The 20591-nt window shown below is 72.9% G+C and carries 16 protein-coding genes; 2 read left to right on the forward strand and 14 right to left on the reverse strand.

Annotated features, from left to right (window positions below; all coding sequences use genetic code 11):
* Positions 1-22: 22 nt before the first annotated feature.
* From AC3IYJ_RS15790 to rsmI, 10 genes are all read right to left on the reverse strand, one after another.
* A complete protein-coding gene (locus tag AC3IYJ_RS15790) occupies positions 23-1780 on the reverse strand; it encodes an outer membrane protein assembly factor BamB family protein (RefSeq protein WP_489401918.1) in 1758 nt (585 codons plus the stop codon).
* A 58-nt stretch (positions 1781-1838) separates the two neighbouring features.
* On the reverse strand, positions 1839-3530 hold the full coding sequence (locus AC3IYJ_RS15795) for an outer membrane protein assembly factor BamB family protein (RefSeq protein WP_489401919.1): 1692 nt from the start codon (positions 3528-3530) through the stop codon (positions 1839-1841).
* A gap of 152 nt (positions 3531-3682) precedes the next feature.
* Entirely contained in the window at positions 3683-5482 is a 1800-nt protein-coding gene (locus tag AC3IYJ_RS15800) for an ABC-F family ATP-binding cassette domain-containing protein (RefSeq protein ID WP_489401920.1), read from the reverse strand.
* 28 nt (positions 5483-5510) lie between these two features.
* Entirely contained in the window at positions 5511-6878 is a 1368-nt protein-coding gene (locus AC3IYJ_RS15805; protein WP_489401921.1) for an acyltransferase family protein, read from the reverse strand.
* 215 nt (positions 6879-7093) lie between these two features.
* Positions 7094-7990 (reverse strand): 4-(cytidine 5'-diphospho)-2-C-methyl-D-erythritol kinase, encoded by an 897-nt coding sequence (locus AC3IYJ_RS15810; RefSeq protein ID WP_489401922.1) that lies wholly within the window; start codon positions 7988-7990, stop codon positions 7094-7096.
* Positions 7987-8898, reverse strand: coding sequence for a 16S rRNA (adenine(1518)-N(6)/adenine(1519)-N(6))-dimethyltransferase RsmA (gene rsmA / locus AC3IYJ_RS15815; protein WP_330296769.1), 912 nt, complete (start codon positions 8896-8898; stop codon positions 7987-7989). Before rsmA ends, AC3IYJ_RS15810 begins: the two co-directional genes overlap by 4 nt.
* The gene (locus AC3IYJ_RS15820; protein ID WP_489402830.1) at positions 8895-10166 is read right to left on the reverse strand and encodes a resuscitation-promoting factor; all 1272 of its coding nucleotides are present in this window, start codon (positions 10164-10166) and stop codon (positions 8895-8897) included. Before AC3IYJ_RS15820 ends, rsmA begins: the two co-directional genes overlap by 4 nt.
* Before the next feature lie 727 nt (positions 10167-10893).
* Positions 10894-11772: a TatD family hydrolase gene (locus AC3IYJ_RS15825; protein ID WP_489401923.1), complete on the reverse strand. Its 879-nt coding sequence runs from the start codon at positions 11770-11772 to the stop codon at positions 10894-10896.
* 58 nt (positions 11773-11830) lie between these two features.
* Positions 11831-12220 (reverse strand): hypothetical protein, encoded by a 390-nt coding sequence (locus AC3IYJ_RS15830; RefSeq protein WP_489402831.1) that lies wholly within the window; start codon positions 12218-12220, stop codon positions 11831-11833.
* A gap of 273 nt (positions 12221-12493) precedes the next feature.
* Positions 12494-13357 (reverse strand): 16S rRNA (cytidine(1402)-2'-O)-methyltransferase, encoded by an 864-nt coding sequence (gene rsmI / locus AC3IYJ_RS15835; protein WP_489402832.1) that lies wholly within the window; start codon positions 13355-13357, stop codon positions 12494-12496.
* A gap of 242 nt (positions 13358-13599) precedes the next feature.
* On the opposite strand from rsmI, the gene AC3IYJ_RS15840 reads away from it, so the two are divergent.
* Together AC3IYJ_RS15840 and AC3IYJ_RS15845 are read left to right on the forward strand one after the other, a co-directional pair.
* On the forward strand, positions 13600-15393 hold the full coding sequence (locus AC3IYJ_RS15840) for a dolichyl-phosphate-mannose--protein mannosyltransferase (RefSeq protein WP_489401924.1): 1794 nt from the start codon (positions 13600-13602) through the stop codon (positions 15391-15393).
* 155 nt (positions 15394-15548) lie between these two features.
* Positions 15549-17189 (forward strand): penicillin-binding transpeptidase domain-containing protein, encoded by a 1641-nt coding sequence (locus AC3IYJ_RS15845; RefSeq protein ID WP_489401925.1) that lies wholly within the window; start codon positions 15549-15551, stop codon positions 17187-17189.
* Positions 17190-17246: 57 nt separating this feature from the next.
* Here the strand turns inward: AC3IYJ_RS15845 and AC3IYJ_RS15850 are convergent, their stop codons facing one another.
* The 4 genes from AC3IYJ_RS15850 to cbiQ all read right to left on the reverse strand — a co-directional run bounded on the left by AC3IYJ_RS15850 (position 17247) and on the right by cbiQ (position 20591).
* A complete protein-coding gene (locus tag AC3IYJ_RS15850) occupies positions 17247-17720 on the reverse strand; it encodes a YbaK/EbsC family protein (RefSeq protein ID WP_489401926.1) in 474 nt (157 codons plus the stop codon).
* A 48-nt stretch (positions 17721-17768) separates the two neighbouring features.
* The gene (locus tag AC3IYJ_RS15855; protein WP_489401927.1) at positions 17769-18926 is read right to left on the reverse strand and encodes a serine hydrolase domain-containing protein; all 1158 of its coding nucleotides are present in this window, start codon (positions 18924-18926) and stop codon (positions 17769-17771) included.
* Positions 18927-19044: 118 nt separating this feature from the next.
* A complete protein-coding gene (locus AC3IYJ_RS15860; RefSeq protein WP_489402833.1) occupies positions 19045-19815 on the reverse strand; it encodes an energy-coupling factor ABC transporter ATP-binding protein in 771 nt (256 codons plus the stop codon).
* Positions 19816-19829: 14 nt separating this feature from the next.
* Positions 19830-20591, reverse strand: coding sequence for a cobalt ECF transporter T component CbiQ (gene cbiQ / locus AC3IYJ_RS15865; protein ID WP_489401928.1), 762 nt, complete (start codon positions 20589-20591; stop codon positions 19830-19832).

Below are 20591 nucleotides of genomic sequence, written 5' to 3' on the forward strand. Positions count from 1 at the left end.
TCGACGGGGTGGTGTCGCCCGGTCAGCTCGCGGTGAAGGAGACGAAGGAGTAGTACGGGTCGGTGCTGCTCGTGGACTTGCTCATCACGGCCGTGCGGGCGATGAAGAGCTTGCCGTTGTGGTAGCGGTACTCGGCGCTGTCCGGCACGTACTGGGTCTCGGCGCGCTGCGATTCCTTGGTGGCCGGATTCTGCAGGAGGAGGGTCTCCTTCATCGTCTTGCCGTCGATCGAGACGATCTGGCCGCCGCCGTCGTAGGGCGGGACCTTGTAGGCGATGAGGTTCGACCCGTCCATGCGCAGCGGGATCATCGAGTAGCGCTCGCCCGCGTCGGCGCGGTCGGCGGTCTGCTTGCCGGTGTCGAGGTCGAACGAGACGATCTCGTTGGTGTCGCCGTATTCGGCCTTGCCCTTGTGGTCCTCGGTCGGCAGGTAGAGCTTCCCGTTGCCGACGATCATGTGGCTGCAGACCTCGACCTCTGTGGGGCCGCACTTGGGTGCGTAGTTGCCCGAGGTGAGCGCGATGTGCGACTTCAGCTGGCCCCCGTCGTCGACGACGAAGAGGTCGCTGACGCCCGAGGCGTTCTTGGCGGTGTTGTTGATGTTCGCGGCGACGACCAGCGGCTTGGTGGAGACGATCTGGGCGTACTCGATGCCGGCGGAGAGCTTGTACGAGGACTTCTGCGCGCCCGTGGCCGCGTCGAGGGCCTGGGCGTACATCGTGTAGTTCGGGTACTGGCCGCACCGGCGGATCACGGCGAGGGCGGGGCCGCCGCCGTAGCCGAGGTCCTCGCAGCCTTCGGAGTCGGGCTTGGGCGCCCACAGGGGCTTGCCGTCGGCGAGGTTCCAGGCGGCGCCGCCGTCCGTGCCGCCCGCGGCCACGGTCTGGCCACTGACGGTGATCTCGTTGAATTTGAGGGGCTTGTCGCCGCCGGTCTGGGACTTGGCGGTGGCGGACCACACGAGCTTGCCGCTGATCAGGTCGACGACGCCGATCTGGTTGCAGGGCTGGTACTTCTTGTCCGCCGTCGGCAGGGCCTCGTCGAAGAGGATCGCGGCCTTGTCCTCGGAGGCGAAGCGGCTGGCGCCGCAGACGTTCCCCTTGAGCGGGGTCTCCCACTTCTTGGCGCCGTCGGTGAGGTTGTAGCCGACCACCTTGGCCACGTCCGATTTGACGTACGTGGAGTCGGTCACCCATGAGCCCGGGATCTCCACGATGTCGTCCGAGGCCGGCATCGGGAGGTTGACCAGCGTCTTGGACTTGGGACTGGCGGGCACCTTCTCGCTGCCGCCGGCGCCCGGCTTGTCGCTACCGGGACTGGCCGTGCCGTCGGCGGTGGGCGTCGGGCCACTGTCCTTGCCGTCGTCGGAGGAGTACCAGAAGCCGCCCGCGACGATGAGGACGATGGCCAGGACGGCCGCGCCGACGATCATCAGCTGGGTCCGGACCTCGTTGCCGCCGCCGGGGCCCGCGCCGGATCCGGCCGCGGGCTGGGCCGCGTACATGGGCGCCGTGGCGGGCTGCTGCTGCTCCTGCGGGTAGCCGTAGGCCGCCTGCGGATACCCGTACGCGGGCTCGGCGGGAGACGCGGGCTGCCCGGCCGGGACGGTGGACTGCCCGGCCGGGACCGTCGGCGGCTGCGGGGGCGCCGCAGGCGCGGCCGGCGGTACGGGGGGCACCGGCGGGGTGGCCCCGAAGCCGCCCTGCCGGGGGTCCTGGGGCGCGCCGAAACCGCCGGACGGCGGCTGGTTGGGGGGCGGCGGGGTACTCGGGGTACTCATCGGGGGGTCTACTGCCTCTCGGTGGGCGTCTCGGCGGACTAGTTCGCTGGGGAATCGCTCACTTGCCGAAGACCATCAGGAACTTCTCGTCCTTGTTCTGTGCCGTGAGGTGGTCGACGGAGAGGAAGAGCCGTCCGTCCGCGTAGGCCACCTTGGGGGCGAAGAAGGAGCTCTCGACGGGGGCGGAGGCCCCGGAGGGGTTGCGCAGGACCACCTTGGGGGTGCCGCCGGCGGCCGGGATCGTGAGGACCTCGCCGCCCTTCTCGCTCTCCGCCTTGCGGTAGACGACCACCTGGCCGTCCGCGGCCTTGAGCGGGGTGATGGTGCGGCCCTCACCGGCCGGGGTGCGCCACTTCTCCTTGCCGCTGGTCAGGTCGAAGGCGACGATCTCGTTCGCCTTGCCCGGATCCGACGAGGTCGGCAGGTAGAGGGTGTTCGCGTCCACGTAGGAGGAACCGCAGCTCTGCAGGCCGCGGCCGAAGGCACCGCCGAAGAGGCCACCGCAGCCGACCGGGAAGCTGCCGTCGCCGGCGACGGTGGCGCGCTGCTTCCCGTCGGGTCCCAGGACCACGATGGAGCGTTCCTTCGCGCTGTTGCCGATGTCCAGGACGATCGGGTCGAGCGAGTAGACGGTCTTGACGTCGAAGCCCTTGGGGAGCTTGTAGATCCAGCTGTTCTTGCCGGTGGCCGGGCTCGCGTCCATGACCTCGACGGTCTTGTCGGCGTCCTGGCAGGTGGCGACGGCGAGCATCTTGCCGTTGGCGGCGACGAAGTCGCCGGGCTGGCAGCCCTCGTCACGCTTGTTGTCGAAGAGCTTGTCCCCGGTGCTGACCTTGAAGACACTGCTCATGCCCATCCGGTTGACCACGAGGGCGTCCCCGGTGAGGGCGAGGTCGGGGGTGGTGAAGATGTCGAAGAGGCCCTCCTTGGGAACCTCGTGCGACCACCCCTCCTTGCCGGCCTTCAGGTCGATCATCCGCATCTGGTTGCAGGTGGCGCTGCTGGACTCGCCGTCCTTGTACATGACGACGGTCCTGCCCTCCGCGGTCATGCCGTCGGTGACCGCGCAGATCGCGGTGGGCAGGGTCAGGCTCCACTTCTCCTTGCCGTCCGCGACCGAGTAGCCGGTGACCGTCTTCCAGACGGTCTTGACGACGGTGTCGCCGACGATCCACTGGCCCTTGGCGTCCACGCCGGCACCCGGACCGTCGATCTTGCTGGTCTTGAGCCAGAGGACCTTGTCCTCGCCCGGCTTGCGCCCGGCGTTGAGGTCCTGCTCGCCGCTGCCGTTGCCGCTGCCGTCGCCCTTGTCCACGGAGGGGGACGGCGAGGCCTTGTCGTCGGCGGGCGCCGTGGTGTCCTGCGCGACGGGGTGGTCCTTGCTCTTGCCGTCGCCCTTGAGGACGAACCAGCCGCCGGCGCCCAGGAGGAGCACGCCTGCCACGGCCGCCGCGATCACCGCGTTGCGCTTCTTGTGCTGCGCGGAGGGCGGGCCCGGCTGGGCGGGCGGCATCGGAGGCATGCCGGGGGGCGGCGGCGGAAAGCCGTGGCCGCCGGGGGGCTGCGCGCCGTACGGGCCCTGCGGCGGCTGGGGCGGCTGCTGGCCGTACGGGCCCTGCGGCGCCTGCTGGGCGTAGGGGTTCTCGCCCTGCTGAGGCGGATATCCGTAACCGGGCTGCGGCGGTCCGGGCAGGTGCCCGTAACCGGAAGGTGTCGGCGGCTGGTTCGGCGGCTGGGGCGGCTCGGTCATCAGCGCATACCTTCGGCTTCGGGTGGTCGGAGGATGACCTTTCTATCACTGACGGCGAGAAAAGCGCCGGGCCGGTCACCCCCCGTTCCCAAGGGAGGACCGGCCCGTGATGCCGCCGTTATCCGGCCAGTTGGGGCGTGCGGGGGCGGAATCTACGCCTCCTCGGCGAGCTCCAGCCAGCGCATCTCCAACTCGTCCCGGTTCGAGATGAGTTCCCGCAGTTCCGCGTCGAGCTTGGCCACCTTGTCGAAGTCGGTGGAGTTCTCCGCGATCTGGGCGTGCAGGCTGCTCTCGCGGTCCGACATCTTGTTGAGCTGCCGCTCGATCTTCTGCAGTTCCTTCTTCGCGGCGCGGGAGTCCCCGGAGGAGGAGGACTTGGCGGCGGAACCCGCGGCGGGAGCCGGGGAGGCCGCCTCGATCATCTTCTGACGGCGCTCCAGGTACTCGTCGAGGCCGCGCGGCAGCATCCGCAGGCTCGCGTCGCCGAGCAGGGCCATCACCGTGTCGGTGGTGCGCTCGATGAAGAACCGGTCGTGCGAGATCACGATCATCGACCCGGGCCAGCCGTCGAGGAGGTCCTCCAGCTGGGTCAGGGTCTCGATGTCGAGGTCGTTGGTGGGCTCGTCGAGGAAGAGGACGTTGGGCTCGTCCATCAGCAGCCGCAGGATCTGCAGCCGGCGCCGCTCACCACCGGAGAGGTCGCCGACCGGGGTCCACTGCTTCTCCTTGGTGAAACCGAACTGCTCGCACAGCTGGCCCGCCGTCATCTCGCGGCCCTGGCCGAGGTCGACCCGGTCACGCACGCGCTGCACGGCCTCCAGGACCCGCAGGGACGGGTCGAGTTCGCCGACCTCCTGGGAGAGGTAGGCCAGCTTGACCGTCTTGCCGACGGTCACGGTGCCGGCGGCGGGCTGGACGTCGCCCTGGGTGCGGGCGGCCTCGCCGAGGGCGCGCAGCAGGGAGGTCTTGCCGGCTCCGTTGACGCCGACGAGACCCACGCGGTCGCCGGGGCCGAGGTGCCAGGTGAGGTGCTTGAGCAGGGTCTTGGGGCCGGCCTGGACGGTCACGTCCTCCAGGTCGAACACCGTCTTGCCGAGGCGGGCGTTGGCGAACTTCATCAGCGCGGACTTGTCGCGCGGCGGCGGCACGTCGGCGATCAGCTCGTTGGCGGCCTCGATGCGGTAGCGCGGCTTGGAGGTCCGGGCCGGGGCACCGCGGCGCAGCCAGGCCAGCTCCTTGCGCATCAGGTTCTGCCGCTTGGACTCCTCGGTCGCGGCGATGCGGTCCCGCTCGGCGCGGGCGAAGACGTAGTCGCTGTAGCCGCCCTCGTACTCGTGGACGTCACCGCGCTGCACGTCCCACATGCGGGTGCAGACCTGGTCGAGGAACCACCGGTCGTGGGTGACGCAGACGAGCGCGGAGCGGCGTTCCTGGAGGTGCTTGGCCAGCCAGGAGATGCCCTCGACGTCCAGGTGGTTGGTGGGCTCGTCGAGTACGAGGAGGTCCTGGTCGGCGATGAGCAGCTGGGCCAGCGCGATGCGGCGGCGCTCGCCACCGGAGAGCGGGCCGATGACGGTGTCGAGGCCCTGGCCGAAGCCGGGCAGGTCCAGCCCGCCGAAGAGCCCGGTCAGCACGTCGCGGATCTTGGCGTTGCCGGCCCACTCGTGGTCGGCCATGTCCCCGATGATCTCGTGCCGGACGGTGGCCTTGGGGTCCAGGGAGTCGTGCTGGGTGAGGACGCCCATGCGCAGTCCGCCCGACTGGGTGACCCGGCCGGTGTCCGGTTCCTCCAGTTTGGCGAGCATCCGGATGAGGGTGGTCTTGCCGTCGCCGTTGCGGCCGACGACACCGATCCGGTCCCCCTCGGATACGCCGAGGGAGATGCCGTCGAGCAGGGTACGGGTTCCGTACACCTTGCTGACTGCCTCGACATTGACCAGGTTGACGGCCATCAGGAGCGCTCCAGGGAAGGGGGGTGGATCAGCCCCCCAGCCTAACCTTCCGGGAAGTGCCGGAACGTTCGACCAGGAGCCAGCCGCCGAGTGCCATCGCGATCGCCGCCGGGGCGGTGACGGGGACCGCGATCAGTGTGGCGCTGTGGCCGTGCAGGAGCCCGCCGAGGCCGGTCGAGGACAGGCCCAGGATCCCGAGCAGGCAGAGGGCGGTCCCCAGGGCGGCGCGGGGGCCGGAGCCGGTGGCGGGCCTGCCCGTACCGCTGCCGGTGGTGGTGGCGGTGGCGGTGTCCGGGCCGGGGCTCGCGGGCGGGGCTTCGAAGCGGCGGAAGAGGGCCACGAGTACGCCGGTCAGCGCGGCGGCGGCCGCGAACCGCACCGGGACCTCGGCCCACCAGAGGGCTCCGGCGGGCTCGGGCAGCCGGAGCCCGAGGCCGAGCTGGGCCGCGTAGACGGCGAGCATCGCGGTGAGGTGCCAGAGGAAGGCGGTCATGGCGACCCCGTTGGCGGCGACCACCCGGCGCCAGACGCGGGGCCGGGCCAGCCAGGCGCTCGCGGGGGCCTTGAGCAGTTCCACCGCCCCCACGAGCCAGATCCCGTGCGCGAGCAGGGCGAGGGTGGGCGGGGCCATGTTGGAGACCTTCTCGCCGGGCATCCCGACCATGGAGAGCGGGTAGGGCCCGTACGCCACGAGCGCGACGGCCCCGGCCAGTCCGGCGGCGGCGAGGGCGCCGGGGCGGCGGATGCGGCCGTCGGCGCGCAGGAAGCCGAGCTGGTGGACGGCGAGCCAGACGAAGGCGAAGTTCAGGAACTCCGCGTACGGGACCCCGCCCGCGAACCGCAGCAGGTCGACGAGGGCGGCGGCCCCGGCCAGGGCGCCGAACGCACCCCACCCGTACTTCTGGTGGAGCGTGAGCAGGGGCGGGGTGAAGGCGACCATCGCGAGGTAGATCCCGATGAACCACAACGGCTGCGTGACCAGTCGCAGCGCGGCCCCCGACAGCCGCCCGGTGCCGCCGCCCAGCAGCTGCACGGCGAGCGCGAACGCCGTCCAGGCGGCGACGAAGACGAGGGTGGGGCGCAGCAGCCGGCGGAGCCGGGCCCGCAGGAAGGCGGCGTAGACGGGCCCTTCGGTGCGGCGGGCGAGGGAGCGGTAGGAGAGGGCGTGCGAGAACCCTCCGACGAAGAAGAAGACCGGCATGACCTGCAGCCCCCAGGTGAGCACCTGGAGCGGCGGCACGATCGCGAGCAGGTTGCCCATGCCGTCCGTGGCGACGGCGGCCATCAGCCAGTGCCCGGCGATCACGGTCCCGAGCGAGGCGACCCTGAGCAGGTCGACGTACCGGTCCCGTGCGGCGGGCGTGGCTGCGGCGATTTCGCTTGCGCTGGCTCCCATGGGGCCTACGGTCCCGCTTGGGCCGCGGCGGCGACAGGGTGCTGCTACTCACTCCGAGGTGAGTAGCCGGGCCTTTCTCCCTGCCCGGGCCGCGGGGTGCCGCTGCGCGGGCCTGCCCCCCCCTCCCCACCCTTCCGCCGTTCCCCGGGGCTCCGCCCCGGACCCGCGCCTCAAACGCCGGCGGGGCGGGAAGGGCGCGGCGGGGCTGAGAATGCTCAGAGCAGGGTCGCGCCCGGGGCCGGGCTGCTCGCCGCGTGCGTGCTGCGGCAGGTGCCGGAGGCTTCGAGGGCCGCCGCCACCTTCGCCGCCGACTCCGCGTCGCGGACCAGGAAGGCCGTCGTGGGGCCCGAGCCGGAGACCAGGCCGGCCAGGGCTCCCGCGTCCGTGCCCGCGGCCAGGGTGTCGGCCAGCTGCGGGCGCAGCGAAAGGGCCGCGGCCTGGAGGCCGTTGGCCAGGGTGGCGGCCAGCGCGTCCGGGTCGCCCCCGGCCAGGGCCGCGAGGAGGGCCGGGGAGGCTTCGGGGGCGGGGACCTGCGTACCGGCGGTGAGACGGTCGAACTCGCGGAACACCGCCGGGGTGGAGAGACCGCCGTCGGCGACCGCGAACACCCAGTGGAAGGCGCCGGCCGCCACCGGGGTCAGGATCTCCCCGCGCCCGGTGCCCAGCGCCGCCCCGCCGACCAGGCTGAACGGCACGTCGCTGCCGAGCTCCGCGCAGATGGCCAGGAGCTCCTCGGCCGGGGTCTTGAGACCCCAGAGCGCGTCGCAGGCGAGGAGGGCGGCCGCCCCGTCCGCACTGCCGCCCGCCATGCCGCCCGCGACCGGGATCCGCTTCTCGATGTGCAGGTGGACGTCCGGGGCCAGGCCGTTCCTCGCCGCCAGGATCTCCGCCGCCCGGGCCGCGAGGTTGGTGCGGTCCAACGGGACCTGGTCCGCGTCCGGGCCCGCGCAGCTCACCGTCAGCGCGGCGGCCGGGGCCGCCGTCACCTCGTCGTACAGCGACACCGCGAGGAAGACGTTGGCCAGGTCGTGGAAGCCGTCGGGCCGCGCCGCGCCCACCGCCAGCTGGACGTTGACCTTCGCGGGGACCCGTACGGTGACCGTGCTGCTCACAGGGCCGGCCTCTCCGCCGGCGGCTTGTGCTCGGCGATCGCCGCGAACTCCTCGACGGTCAGGGACTCGCCGCGCGCCAGCGGGGCGATCCCGGCCGCGATGAGTGCGGCCTCGGCGCCCGCCGCGGAGCCGGCCCAGCCGGCCAGCGCGGCGCGCAGGCCCTTGCGGCGCTGTGCGAAGGCCGCGTCGACCACGGCGAAGACCTCGGACTTGGTGGCGGTGGTCTTGACCGGCTCGGCACGGCGCACCAGCGAGACGAGACCGGAGTCGACGTTCGGCGCGGGCCAGAAGACGTTGCGGCCGATGGACCCGGCCCGCTTGACGTCGGCGTACCAGTTGGCCTTGACCGAGGGGACTCCGTAGACCTTGTTGCCGGGCTTGGCGGCGAGCCGGTCGGCGACCTCCGCCTGCACCATCACCAGCGTCCGCTCGATGCTCGGGAAGCGGTCGAGCATGGTGAGCAGCACCGGCACGGCCACGTTGTAGGGGAGGTTCGCGACGAGCGCGGTGGGCGCCGGGCCGGGCAGTTCCTTCACCAGCATCGCGTCGGAGTGGACCAGTGCGAAGCGGTCCTTGCGCTCGGGCATGCGCGCTTCGATGGTGGCGGGCAGCGCGGCGGCCAGGATGTCGTCGATCTCCACGGCGACCACCCGGTCGGCGGCCTCCAGCAGCGCGAGCGTCAGCGAGCCGAGGCCGGGACCGACCTCGACGACCACGTCGTCGGGCCGCACCCCGGCGGTGCGCACGATGCGGCGCACCGTGTTGGCGTCGATGACGAAGTTCTGGCCCTTCTGCTTCGTCGGCCGTACGCCGAGTACGGCGGCCAGCTCCCGGATGTCGGCCGCACCGAGGAGGGCGGTGGGGGTCTCGGGCTGGTCGGGCTCGGGCTGCTGCTCTGCGGTGCTCACCGATAAAGGGTACGGCCGCAAGCAGGCCACGGACTCGCCCCCCGCTGCACGTAGAGCTTCTTCGCGCGGTACGTCTGTTCCTGGCCGGTGGCGTCCTGGGGGCGGCCGCTGCCGCCGAGGGACTGCCAGGTCTGGACGTCGAACTGGTACAGCCCCCCGTAGGTCCCCGACGCGTCGGTGGCGCCTGGCCGGCCGCCGGATTCGCACTGGGCCAGCGCGCCCCAGTCGAGGCCGTCCGCGCCCTGGACGGAGTCCGGCAGCTGCTTGGTGCCGACCTTGACGAGCTGGGTGACGGGCTCGCGGACGGTCTCCTCGGCGAGCCTGCGGGGCTTCTGGCGGACGCCGTTGACGGTGCGCAGGCCGTACGTGACCCTGCGCGCCCCGGGCCGCCCGGCGCGTTCGACGACTTCGGTGCCGGCGAAGAGGGTGGGGTCCTTGACCGTCTCGGTCTCGTAAGGGATGCGTTCCTCGCGGACTTCGCGGGTGCCGGTGATGCGGAGCACGGTGACGGTCTGGCCGTCGCGGGGGTAGGCGCCGGGGGGCACGGAGGTGGTGTCCTCGCCGTGGAGGGTGATCCCGGCCTGGTCCAGGGCTTCCTGGATGGTGGCGGCGTTGGTGCGGATGGTGTTCTCGCGGCCGTCGGCCATGAAGGTGATGCTGCGTTCGGTGCGGACGGCGAGGTCCAGGCCCGCGCGGGGGACGGGGGCGGTGCGGGGGGCCGAGAGGTAGGCGCCTTCGGCGCGGACCCCGAGCTGGTGCAGGGCGCCGTCGACGGTGCGGGCGGTGGTCCACACCTCGCGGCGCTGCCCGTCGAGGGTGAGCCGCAGCGGGCGGCCGTAGCGGACGACGATCTCGTCCCCGTCGTCGAGGGCCGTTCTCCCGGCCGGGGCTACGAGGTCGTGGGGGCCGACGCCGAGGCGTTGGGCGGCGAGCAGCGTGTCCACGTCGCCGGCGAAGGTGTGCAGGGTCTGCGGGACCCCGTCCACGGTGAGGCGCACCTCCTTGTCGGCGGCGACGAAGGCGGTGGTGCCGCCCGCCAGGAAGGCCACGACCAGGGCCTGTGGCACGATCCGCCGCCAGCTCTCGCGGGAGGCCCCGACCGTGCCGGCCTGCCGTCGCCGCCGGTCGCGGTCCGTTCCCCGCCGCCGTCCGGGGCCCGCCGGGGCGATCACCGCTTCGCCGGCGGCCCGGCGCCGCCCGCTGCCGGGACCCGGTCCGCCACCGGTGCCGGGTCCGGGTCCGGGTCCGGGTCCCGCCGGGGCGGGCACCGTGTCGAGTCCGCCCCTGCGTCGCCCGGTGCCGGGACCCGGTACTGGTCCAGGTCCGGATCCCGGTACTGGTCCCGGGCCGGGCCCGGTGGCGGGCTCCGGGGGTGGGGCGATTCCCGGCACGGGTGCGGTGGATGCGGCGGCTTCGGGGGCGGTCCGCGGGGCCGCGGCTCCGGCGCGCCGTCGTCGGCCGGTGGCTCCGGGGGTCGCGGAGCCGCCGCCCGCCCCGGCGTCGGCTCCGGTCCCGGGACCGGCCCCGGGCGTCCTGCGCCGCCGCGAGCCTCCCCGCGGGGCGGGCACCCCGGGCTCCGGCGCGGACCCCGGGCGGGGTTCGGGGTGCGGGTCCGGGGCCGCCTCCGCGTAGGGATTCCCGTACGGGTCGACGTACCGGTCGACGTACCGGTCCGAGTGCTGGTCCGGCGCCCAGGCCAGGGAGGGTTCGGCCGTGCCCGGCTGCGCGAGCGGCGCGGTCCCGGCCTGGGCGGCCATCGCGTCGGCCCAGCCGACGACGCCGTCGGCTCCCGGGTCCTGGTCCGGATCCGGAGCCCAGGGATCGCGTCCGCCGGCCGGCCAGGCCTCTCGGGTATCGCTCATGACGCTCGCTCCCCTGGTCCGTCCCGCTGCTTCGGGCACGGCACCCTAGCGGAGCGGATGTCACGCAACAAAGCGGGACAGCTACGCACTGTGGCGAACGGGTGAGGGGGTCGGGGCGGGTCCGGAAGCGGGCTCAGTAGTCGAAAGCGCGTGCCGTGTTCGAGGCCAGGGCCGTGGCCATGGCGTCCTCGTCGAGGCCGCGTACCTCGGCCATCGCCCGGACCGTCAGCGGAATGAGGTACGGGGCGTTGGGCCGTCCGCGGTAGGGGGCCGGGGTCAGGTAGGGGGCGTCGGTCTCCACGAGGACCAGCTCCAGCGGGGCGACCGCGAGGGCGTCGCGCAGCGGCTGGGCGTTCTTGAAGGTGACGGTTCCCGCGAAGGACATGTAGTACCCGGCGGCCGCGCATTCGCGGGCCATCTCGGCGTCCCCGGAGTAGCAGTGGAAGACGGTCCGCTCGGGCGCGCCCTCCTCGCGCAGCACGCGCAGCACGTCCGCGTGGGCCTCGCGGTCGTGGATGACCAGGGCCTTGCCCCGGCGCTTGGCGATCTCGATGTGGGCGCGGAAGGAGCGCTCCTGCGCGGCCATTCCCTCCGGTCCGGTCCGGAAGAAGTCGAGCCCGGTCTCGCCGACCGCCTTCACGTGCGCCAGCTGCGCGAGGGCCTCGATCTCGGCGAGCGCCTCGTCGAGGGTGGCCTCCCCGCCGCCCTGCCGGGCGCCCTGGCGGGACCAGCCGTCCGGGTCCCCGTGGACGATGCGGGGGGCTTCGTTGGGGTGCAGGGCCACGGCCGCGTGGACGTTCTCGTGGGCGGCGGCGGTCTCGGCCGCCCAGCGGGAGCCCTTCACGTCGCAGCCGACCTGCACGACGGTGGTCACGCCGACGGAGGCGGCCTTGGCCAGGCCTTCCTCGACGGTGCCGGACTGCATGTCCAGGTGGGTGTGGGAGTCGGCGACCGCCACCCGGAGCGGTTCGGGCAGCGGGGGCGGCGCGTCGTTCGACGTACTACGGCTCATACGGCCGATCTTATGACCGGCCGCGGCCGCGGGGCTCGGCCCCTCCGGGCGCCCGGTCCTACGAGCCCGCGCCGGAGCGGCGGAAGAGTCCGAGGAGCCGGGCCATCAGCCCGTGCCGTTCCATCGGGACCGGTCCGGGGCTCGCGTGCGCCGGGGCGGCCTTGCGCTGCTTCGGGGCCTTGGGGGACTCGTAGCCCGCGGGCACCGGTCCGGCGATGCCGGGGGCGGCATGGTGGTGGTAGAGCTTGTCGATCATGCCGAGCACCGACTTGACCTGTCCCTCCCGCATGATCCGCACGACGTGTCCGCCGCAGTTCATGCAGGTCGGGTTGGACAGCGGTGACGGAACCCGCTCCCCGTTCACGGTGTAGACGATGAACGGGTGTCCCAGGCCGTCGACGTGGTGCTCTATCTCGTACCCCTGCTCCCAGCCGTATCCGCACTTCATGCAGGCGAAGGCGTACGCCTCGTGCACGGTCGTCACGGCGGAAGAGGTCGCGGTGGGTACGGCGGTTGCGGTGGGTGCGGCGACGGGTACCGGGGGTTCGGCGATCTCACTCATGCCAGCTCCTCTTGTTCCACTGGTGCATAGCCAGTGGACGCCTCTTCGGGCGGGAGCGCATCAGGCCCTGTCGACTGTTGGACGGTCTTTGGGCGACTCATGCCAAAAGTGCCCGGTGCGCGGTCTGAGCTTTGCTTTTCAGGTTAGCTCTTTACCGACCTACGGCACCTTTTGAGCCGCATTCTTTGCCGCGACCACCGCGTCGAAGACCTCGCGCTTGGGTACTCCAGCCTCCAGGGCGACCGCCGCGATGGCCTCCTTGCGTCGCTCGCCCGCCTCCTCGCGCACCCGCACCCGGTTCACCAGCTCCTCGGCGTCCACGTCTCCGGGGGCCGCCTCCGGCGCGCCCTCGACGACCACGGTGATTTCCCCGCGCACCCCTTCGGCGGCCCAGGCGGCCAGCTCGCCGAGGCCGCCGCGCTTGACCTCCTCGTACGTCTTGGTCAGCTCGCGGCAGACGGCGGCGCGGCGCTCGGCGCCGAAGACCTCGGCCATCGCGGCCAGGGTGTCGTCGAGCCGGTGCGGTGCCTCGAAGTAGACGAGGGTGCGGCGCTCCGCCCCGACCTCGCGGAGGCGGCTCAGGCGTTCGCCGGCCTTGCGCGGCAGGAAGCCCTCGAAGCAGAAGCGGTCGACCGGCAGCCCGGACAGGGCGAGCGCGGTGAGAACGGCGGAGGGGCCGGGCACGGCCGTGACCTTGATGTCCTTCTCCACGGCGGCGGCCACCAGCCGGTAGCCGGGGTCGGAGACCGAGGGCATGCCGGCGTCGGTCACCAGCACGACGCGCTTGCCGGCCTCCAGGGCCTCGACGAGCTCGGGCGTGCGCGCGGACTCGTTGCCCTCGAAGTAGGAAAGGACGCGCCCGGTGGTGTACACACCGAGCCCCTGGGTCAGCCTGCGCAGCCGCCGGGTGTCCTCGGCGGCGATCACGTCGGCCGCCAGCAGCTCGGTGGCGAGCCGCGGCGGGGCGTCGGCGAGGTCTCCGATGGGCGTCCCGGCGAGGACGAGCACACCGGCCCCGGGCACACCGGAGGCGACCGTCCGGCCCGCCGCGGGAACGGCCTCGGCCCCGGCAGCCGCCGCAAGGGCCGCCCGGTCCGCTTCGGCGGAGGCTTCGGAAGGAGCCCCGGAAAGGGGTTCGGAGCGGGCTTCGGAGGCGCGGGGCAGGTCAGTGGTCACCGCCCCATCCTCTCAGCCGTCCCACCCGGCTCACCCCGACGCTCCCGTCCCCCTGGGTCTGGCACAGCCTCGTTCCCTACGATGACCCGGTGACCAGTACCGCGACGCCGCCGCCCAGCCCCGCGGGGGCCCCGCCCGCCTCACCGGCGGGGTCCGACCCCGACCCGGGATCAGGACCCTCCGACCGGCCGTCCGCCTGGCTGCGCCGGCTGCGCGGCTTCGGGTACGTGCCTCCCGCCGGGGCGGCCGAGCGCTCGGACGTGGGCACCCGGCTGGTGCCCACGTACGCCCGGCCGTCCGCCCAGCTGTGGGCGACCCTGGGCGTCTCCCCGGCCGCCGCCGCGATCTGGCAGAGGGTGCTGGCGTGGGCCGGGCCGGTGCTGGTGGCGCTGGTCGCCGGGGCGCTGCGGTTCGCCCACCTGGGGAGCCCGAAGGCGGTGATATTCGACGAGACGTACTACGCCAAGGACGCCTGGGCCACGATCCAGCAGGGCTACGAGGCCAACTGGCCCAAGGACATCGACAAGTCGATCCTCGCCAACCCGGACGGGGTGCCCCTGCCCCTGGACCCGGGGTACGTCGTGCACCCGCCGGTCGGCAAGTGGGTGATCGGTCTCGGCGAGTGGATGTTCGGCTTCGACCCCTTCGGCTGGCGGTTCATGACCGCCCTGCTCGGCACCCTGTCCGTGCTGCTGCTCTGCCGGATCGGCCGGCGGCTGTTCCGCTCCACCTTCCTCGGCTGCCTGGCCGGCCTCCTCCTCGCGGTGGACGGCCTGCACCTGGTGATGAGCCGCAACGCGCTGCTCGACCTGGTCCTGAGCTTCTTCGTGCTGGCGGCCTTCGGTTCGCTGCTCGTCGACCGGGACAAGGCGCGGGCCCGGCTCGCGGCGGCGCTCCCGGTGGACGAGGAAGGGCGGATCCGCCCCGACGCGGGGATCGCGCGGACGCTGCGGCTGGGCTGGCGCCCGTACCGGCTGCTGGCCGGGGTCTGCCTGGGACTGGCCTTCGGCACCAAGTGGAACGGCCTGATCGTGCTGGCCTTCTTCGGGGTCCTGACCGTCCTGTGGGACGCGGCCGCGCGCCGCACCGCGGGCGCGGGGGCCCCGTACACGGCGATGCTGCGCCGCGACGCGCTGCCCGGCTTCCTCTCCACGGTCCCGGTGGCGATCGCCGTCTACCTGGCCTCGTGGCTCGGCTGGATCCTCTCCCCCGACAACGGCAAGGGCGGCTACTTCCGCGACTGGGCCGCCAAGAACGACCAGCACAGCTCGTGGTCCTTCGTCCCGGAGTGGCTGCGGAGCCTGTGGCACTACGAGACCGAGGTCTACAAGTTCCACGTGGGCCTGACCTCCGGCCACACCTACGAGTCCAACCCGTGGAGCTGGCTGGTCCTCGGCCGCCCCGTCTCCTTCTTCTACGAGTCCCCCGCCCCGGGCACGGACGGCTGCCCGGCCACGGAGACCGCCAAGTGCGCCCGCGAGGTCCTGGCGCTGGGCACCCCGCTGCTGTGGTGGGCCGGCTGCTTCGCGCTGCTGTACGTGCTGTGGCGGTGGATCTTCCGCCGCGACTGGCGGGCGGGCGCGATCGCGTGCGCCCTCGGCGCGGGCCTGCTGCCCTGGTTCAACTACCAGGAGCGGACCATCTTCTTCTTCTACGCGGTGCTCTTCGTCCCCTACCTCTGCCTGGCGGTGGCCATGATGATCGGCGCCCTCCTGGGCCCGGCCGGCTCCTCGGAACGCCGCCGCGCCCTGGGCGCGGTGGGTGCGGGGGTCCTGGTGCTCCTGATCATCTGGAACTTCATCTATTTCTGGCCGATCTACACCGGCCAGTCCATCCCGATGGACTCCTGGAGAAACCGGATGTGGCTGGACACCTGGGTCTGAATCCGCGGGTCCGGCTCCGTCCCGGCGGGTGTTCCGGTCCGATAACGGCCCGGCGAACTGTCAGTGCCTCCGAGTAAGGTCCGAACCAAAGGTTCCTTGAACGCGTTCAGCGACCTGGGACCGAGGTACGGGGCATGGGGGACGGGGATGCGGCAATGAACGGGGCGGCGAAGGGGGCCATCGTCGGCGGGGTGTTCCTCGCGATGGTGGGCGGAGCCGGATACGGGATGTACGCGCTGGTCGGGGGCGACGGCGCGGACGAAGCGAAGAGCACGAGCGCGTCCGGAGCCCCGGTGCCCGGGAAGGGCACCGGGCCGATCACGGACAAGGAGGCGGCGGAGACGGCCAAGGCCTTCTTCGCCGCCTGGTCGGCCGGGGACGCCAGGGCGGGCGCCGACCTGACGAACAACCCGGCGGTCGCCCAGGGAGCCCTGGGCGAGTTCAGGACCGCGGCCTACGTGTCCAAGGTCGCGGTCACCCCCGGCGCCCAGACCGGGACCACGATCGCGTACTCCGTCGCCGCCGAGGTGACGTACGAGGGGGTCACCAAGCCCCTCGCCTACGAGTCCAAGCTCACCGTCGTACGGGGCAACACCAGCGGCAAGCCGCTGGTCGACTGGCAGCCCTCGGTGCTCCACCCGCAGCTCCAGAAGGACGAGAAGCTGCGCGCGGGTGCCCCGGCGAGCCCGCCCGTCCAGGCCGTCGACCGCAACGGCAAGGAGCTGACGGCCGAGAAGTACCCCTCGCTGCGCAAGGTCCTGGACGACCTGCGCCAGAAGTACGGGGCGAAGCTGGGCGGCAAGGGCGGCGCCGAGCTGTGGATCCAGCCGGCCGCCGCGGACGCACCCCGCCGGTCCCTGCTGACGCTGGTCGAAGGCACCCCGGGGCGGATCGAGACCGTCCTGGACGCCGATGTGCAGGCGGCGGCCGAGAAGGCCGTCCTGAAGTTCCCGCAGGCCTCGGTGGTCGCCGTCCAGCCCAGCACCGGGAACGTCCTGGCCATCGCCGACCACCGGTCGGACGGCTTCTCCGCCTCCATCAGCGGCGGCCGGGCACCCGGCTCCACGATGAAGATCGTGACCTCGGCGATGCTGCTGGACCGGGGCCTGGTCTCGGCGGACAAGGTCGCCGAATGCCCGGCCGAGGTGTCGTGGGGAGGCCGGACCTTCAAGAACCTGAACGGCTTCAAGCTCGACAACGAGACCTTCGCGACGAGCTTCGCCCAGTCCTGCAACACCGCCTTCATCAAGCAGATCAAGCCCGTCAACGACGACGGCGCGCTGCCGAAGGAGGCCCGGGAGGTCTTCGGCATCGGCGTCGAATGGAAGGTCGGGGTGGCCACCGTGGACGGCAAGGTCCCGGACGCCACCGGTGCGGCCGCGGCCGCCGCGTACATCGGCCAGGGCCAGATCCAGATGAACCCGCTGACCATGGCCTCGATCACGGCGACCGCCCGGACCGGGGTGTTCCGTCAGCCGGTGGTCGTCAGGGCCTCCATGGACGACCGCGAGCTCGCCAAGGCCTCCCGGGCGATGAAGCCGTCGGTGACGGCCCAGCTCGTGCGGATGATGAAGCTGACGGCGACCAGCGGTACGGCGCGGGGCGCGATGTCCGCGGTCGGCGGCTCCGACAAGGGGGCCAAGACCGGCTCGGCGGAGGTCGACGGCGCACAGAACCCGGACAGCTGGTTCACCGGGTTCAGCGGTGACCTGGCGGCCGCCGCGATGGTCGAGGGCGGCGGCCACGGCGGCGACGCGGCGGGCCCGATCGTGGCGACGGTCCTGAACGCGGGCTGACGCGGAGGCGGGTCGACGCGGCGGCCGGTCGACGCGGCGACGCGCAGGCCGCCCTCGTCAGCCTTCCCGTACGTCGGCCAGTACGGCCCCCGCGTGCGCGATCAGCTCGCGCGGGGCCATCGGGAACACCGTGTGCGGGGTCCCGGCGGCCGCCCACACCTGCGTGTGGGCCAGCAGGGACCGGTCGGCCAGGACCCGGGTGCGGGTGCGGTGCCCGAAGGGCGGTACGCCGCCGATGGCGTAGCCGGTGGTCTCCCGGACCAGCGCCGCGTCGGCCCTGGTCACCGCGGTCGCGCCGAGCTCCTTGCGGACCGCCTCCACGTCCACCCGCGAGGCCCCGTCCATCAGCACCAGCACGGGGACCCCGTCCGCCGCGAAGATCAGCGACTTCACGATCTGGCTGAGCTCGCAGCCGATCGCGGCCGCCGCGTCGGCGGCGGTCCGGGTGCCGTCGGGGAAGGTGCGTACGTCCGGTTCGAGCCCCAGCTCGGCGAGGGCTTCGGCGAAACGCGGGTGCATGGTCGTGGTCATGCGGGCACGCTAGCGCGGCGCCCCGGCCCGGGCGAGGCATTTGCCCGGCTACAGCGCCGTGCGCAGGGCGCGGACCAGGGCCTGGGCGCGCGGGTCGGCGGTGACCGACTTCGCGTGGGCGTTGGTGACGTAGCCGAAGCCGATGCCGGCCTCCGGGTCCGCGAAGGCGAGCGAGCCGCCGCGCCCGGGGTGCCCGAAGGAGGCCGGGGACAGCAGGGGCGAGGCGGGGCCGTGCAGCATGTAGCCGGGTCCGAAGCGCGTGTTGACCACCAGCACCCGGTCCGGGCCGGAGGAGAACTCCTTGGCGGCGAGTGCGGTGGTGGCCGGGGTGAAGATCCGCGCACCGTCCTCCACCACCCCGATGGTGGCGGCGTAGAAGCGGGCCAGCGCGCGGGCCGTGCCGATGCCTGCCGAGGCCGGCAGCTCGGCCCCGCGGTAGGCGGGGTCGTTCTCGTCGGGCAGGGGGTCGATGGCCGCGAAGGCGCGGCGGGTGAGGGAGTCCGGATCGGCGTAGGCCTCGGAAACGTTTCGCCTCGGCCTGGTCCTGAACGTGCCGGCGCCCTCCGGCGGATCGACGGGTGCCACCCGGCCCACCCGGTGGGCCTCCGTCTCCGGCAGGCCGATCCAGAAGTCCAGGCCCAGCGGTTCCGCGATCTCCTCGGCCAGGATGCCCGCCAGGGAGCGGCCGGTCGCCCGCAGCACGAGCTCGTTCAGCAGCCAGCTGAAGGTCTGCGCGTGGTAGCCGTGCTCGGTGCCGGGCTCCCAGAAGGCCTGCTGGGCCGCGACCGCGCGCGGTCCCGAGACCCCGTCGGCGGCCTCGGCCACCGTCAGTCCGCGGTCCAGGGCCGGAACCCCCGCCCGGTGCGCGAGCAGGTCCCGGACCCGGGCCCGCTCCTTGCCGCCGGCCTTGAACTCCGGCCAGTACGCACCCACCGGCGCGTCCAGGTCGAGCAGTCCGCGCTGCTGGAGCAGCAGCGGTACGGCGGCGGCCACGCCCTTGGTCGCGGAGCGGACGATCTGCGCGGTGTCCTCGGCCCACGGCTCCGTGCCGTTCGCGTCCTTGGTACCGCCCCACAGGTCCACGACCTTGCGCCCGTCCCGGTACACGGACACGGCCGCGCCCCGGTCCCCGAGCACCTGGAAGTTGCGCACGAACGCGTCCCTGACGGGCTCGAAGCCCTCCGCCACCGTCCCGTGGACTTCCACGTCTGACTCCCAGCACCCTGCACGCGACGCCCCGGCGGCGCCTACGTCAGGATGCAACGTCCACCGGACGGCCCTGCTTCCCGGGTCCCCCGAAGCCTGAGAGGCGCGCCGGCGCCGATCAGTGCGAGGGGCGCGTCAAGAGGGGCGTGCGCGGGTCGAAGCCGAAGGGCAGCTCCAGCCGGTGCGCGTGCATCAGCTTCTCGTCGCACAACAGGTCCTGCGTCCGGCCGTCCGCCACGAGGGTGCCCTCGCTGAGGATGACCGCGCGCGGGCAGAGCTCCAGCGCGTACGGCAGGTCGTGCGTGACCATCAGCACCGTCACTTCGAGGGAGCGCAGGATGTCCGCGAGCTCCCGCCGCGAGGCCGGGTCGAGGTTGGAGGACGGCTCGTCCAGGACCAGGATCTCGGGCCGCATGGCCAGTACGGTCGCCACCGCGACCCGGCGGCGCTGTCCGAAGGACAGGTGGTGCGGGGGCCGGTCCGCGAAGGCGGCCATGCCGACCAGGTCCAGGGCCTCGCGCACCCGCTCCTCCAGCTCGGCGCCGCGCATCCCGGCGGCGGCCGGGCCGAATGCCACGTCCTCCCGGACGGTCGGCATGAAGAGCTGGTCGTCGGGGTCCTGGAAGACGATCCCGACCCGGCGGCGGATCTCCGCGAGGTTGCGCTTCTCCACGGGCAGCCCCGCCACGGACACGGTGCCGACGCCACCGCTCAGGATGCCGTTGAGGTGCAGCACGAGGGTGGTCTTGCCGGCGCCGTTGGGTCCGAGCAGCGCCACCCGCTCGCCCTGTCCGACGGTCAGGTCCACCCCGAAGAGGGCCTGGTGGCCGTCGGGGTAGGCGTAGGCGAGGCCGGAGACGTGCAGAGAGGGTGCGTTCACGGGGTCCATCCCATCAGACACGTTCACAGGGTCCAGCCCATCAGGCAGACGGCGAGCGCCGTCACCGGGAGCACGGCCGCGCACGCCCACTGGGCGCGGGTGGCCGCGAGTTCGTCGATCACCGGCATGGATCCGGCGTAGCCGCGGCTGACCATCGCGAGGTAGACCCGCTCGCCGCGCTCGTAGGAGCGGATGAACAGGGCTCCGGCCGTCTTGGCGAGGACCCCCCAGTGCCGGATCCCGCGCGCCTCGAATCCGCGGGAGCGCCGCGCGATGGACATCCGGCGCAGCTCGTCGGTGATCACGTCGCCGTACCGGATCATGAAGGAGGCGATCTGGACGAGCAGCGGCGGCAGCTTGAGCCGCTGCAGGCCCAGCAGCAGGGCCCGCAGTTCGGTGGTGGAGGCCAGGAGTACCGAGGCGGCCACGCCGAGGGTGCCCTTGGCCAGGACGTTCCAGGCGCCCCAGAGGCCGGAGACGCTGAGCGACATGCCGAGGAACTGCACCCGCTCGCCCTGGGCCACGAAGGGCATCAGGACGGCGAAGGCGACGAAGGGCACCTCGATCAGGAGCCGGCGCAGCATGAAGCCGGCCGGGATCCGGGCCGCGGCCGCGACGGCCGCGATGAGGACGGCGTACACCCCGAAGGCCCACATCGCCTCGCGCGGGGTGGAGACGACGACCACCACGAAGGCGAAGGTCGCGGCCAGCTTGCAGTGCGGCGGCAGGTCGTGGACCGGCGAGTGCCCGGCCCGGTAGAGCTTGTGGGCGTGGCCCGCGCCCAT

Source organism: Streptomyces sp. GL_140, assembly GCF_057834465.1.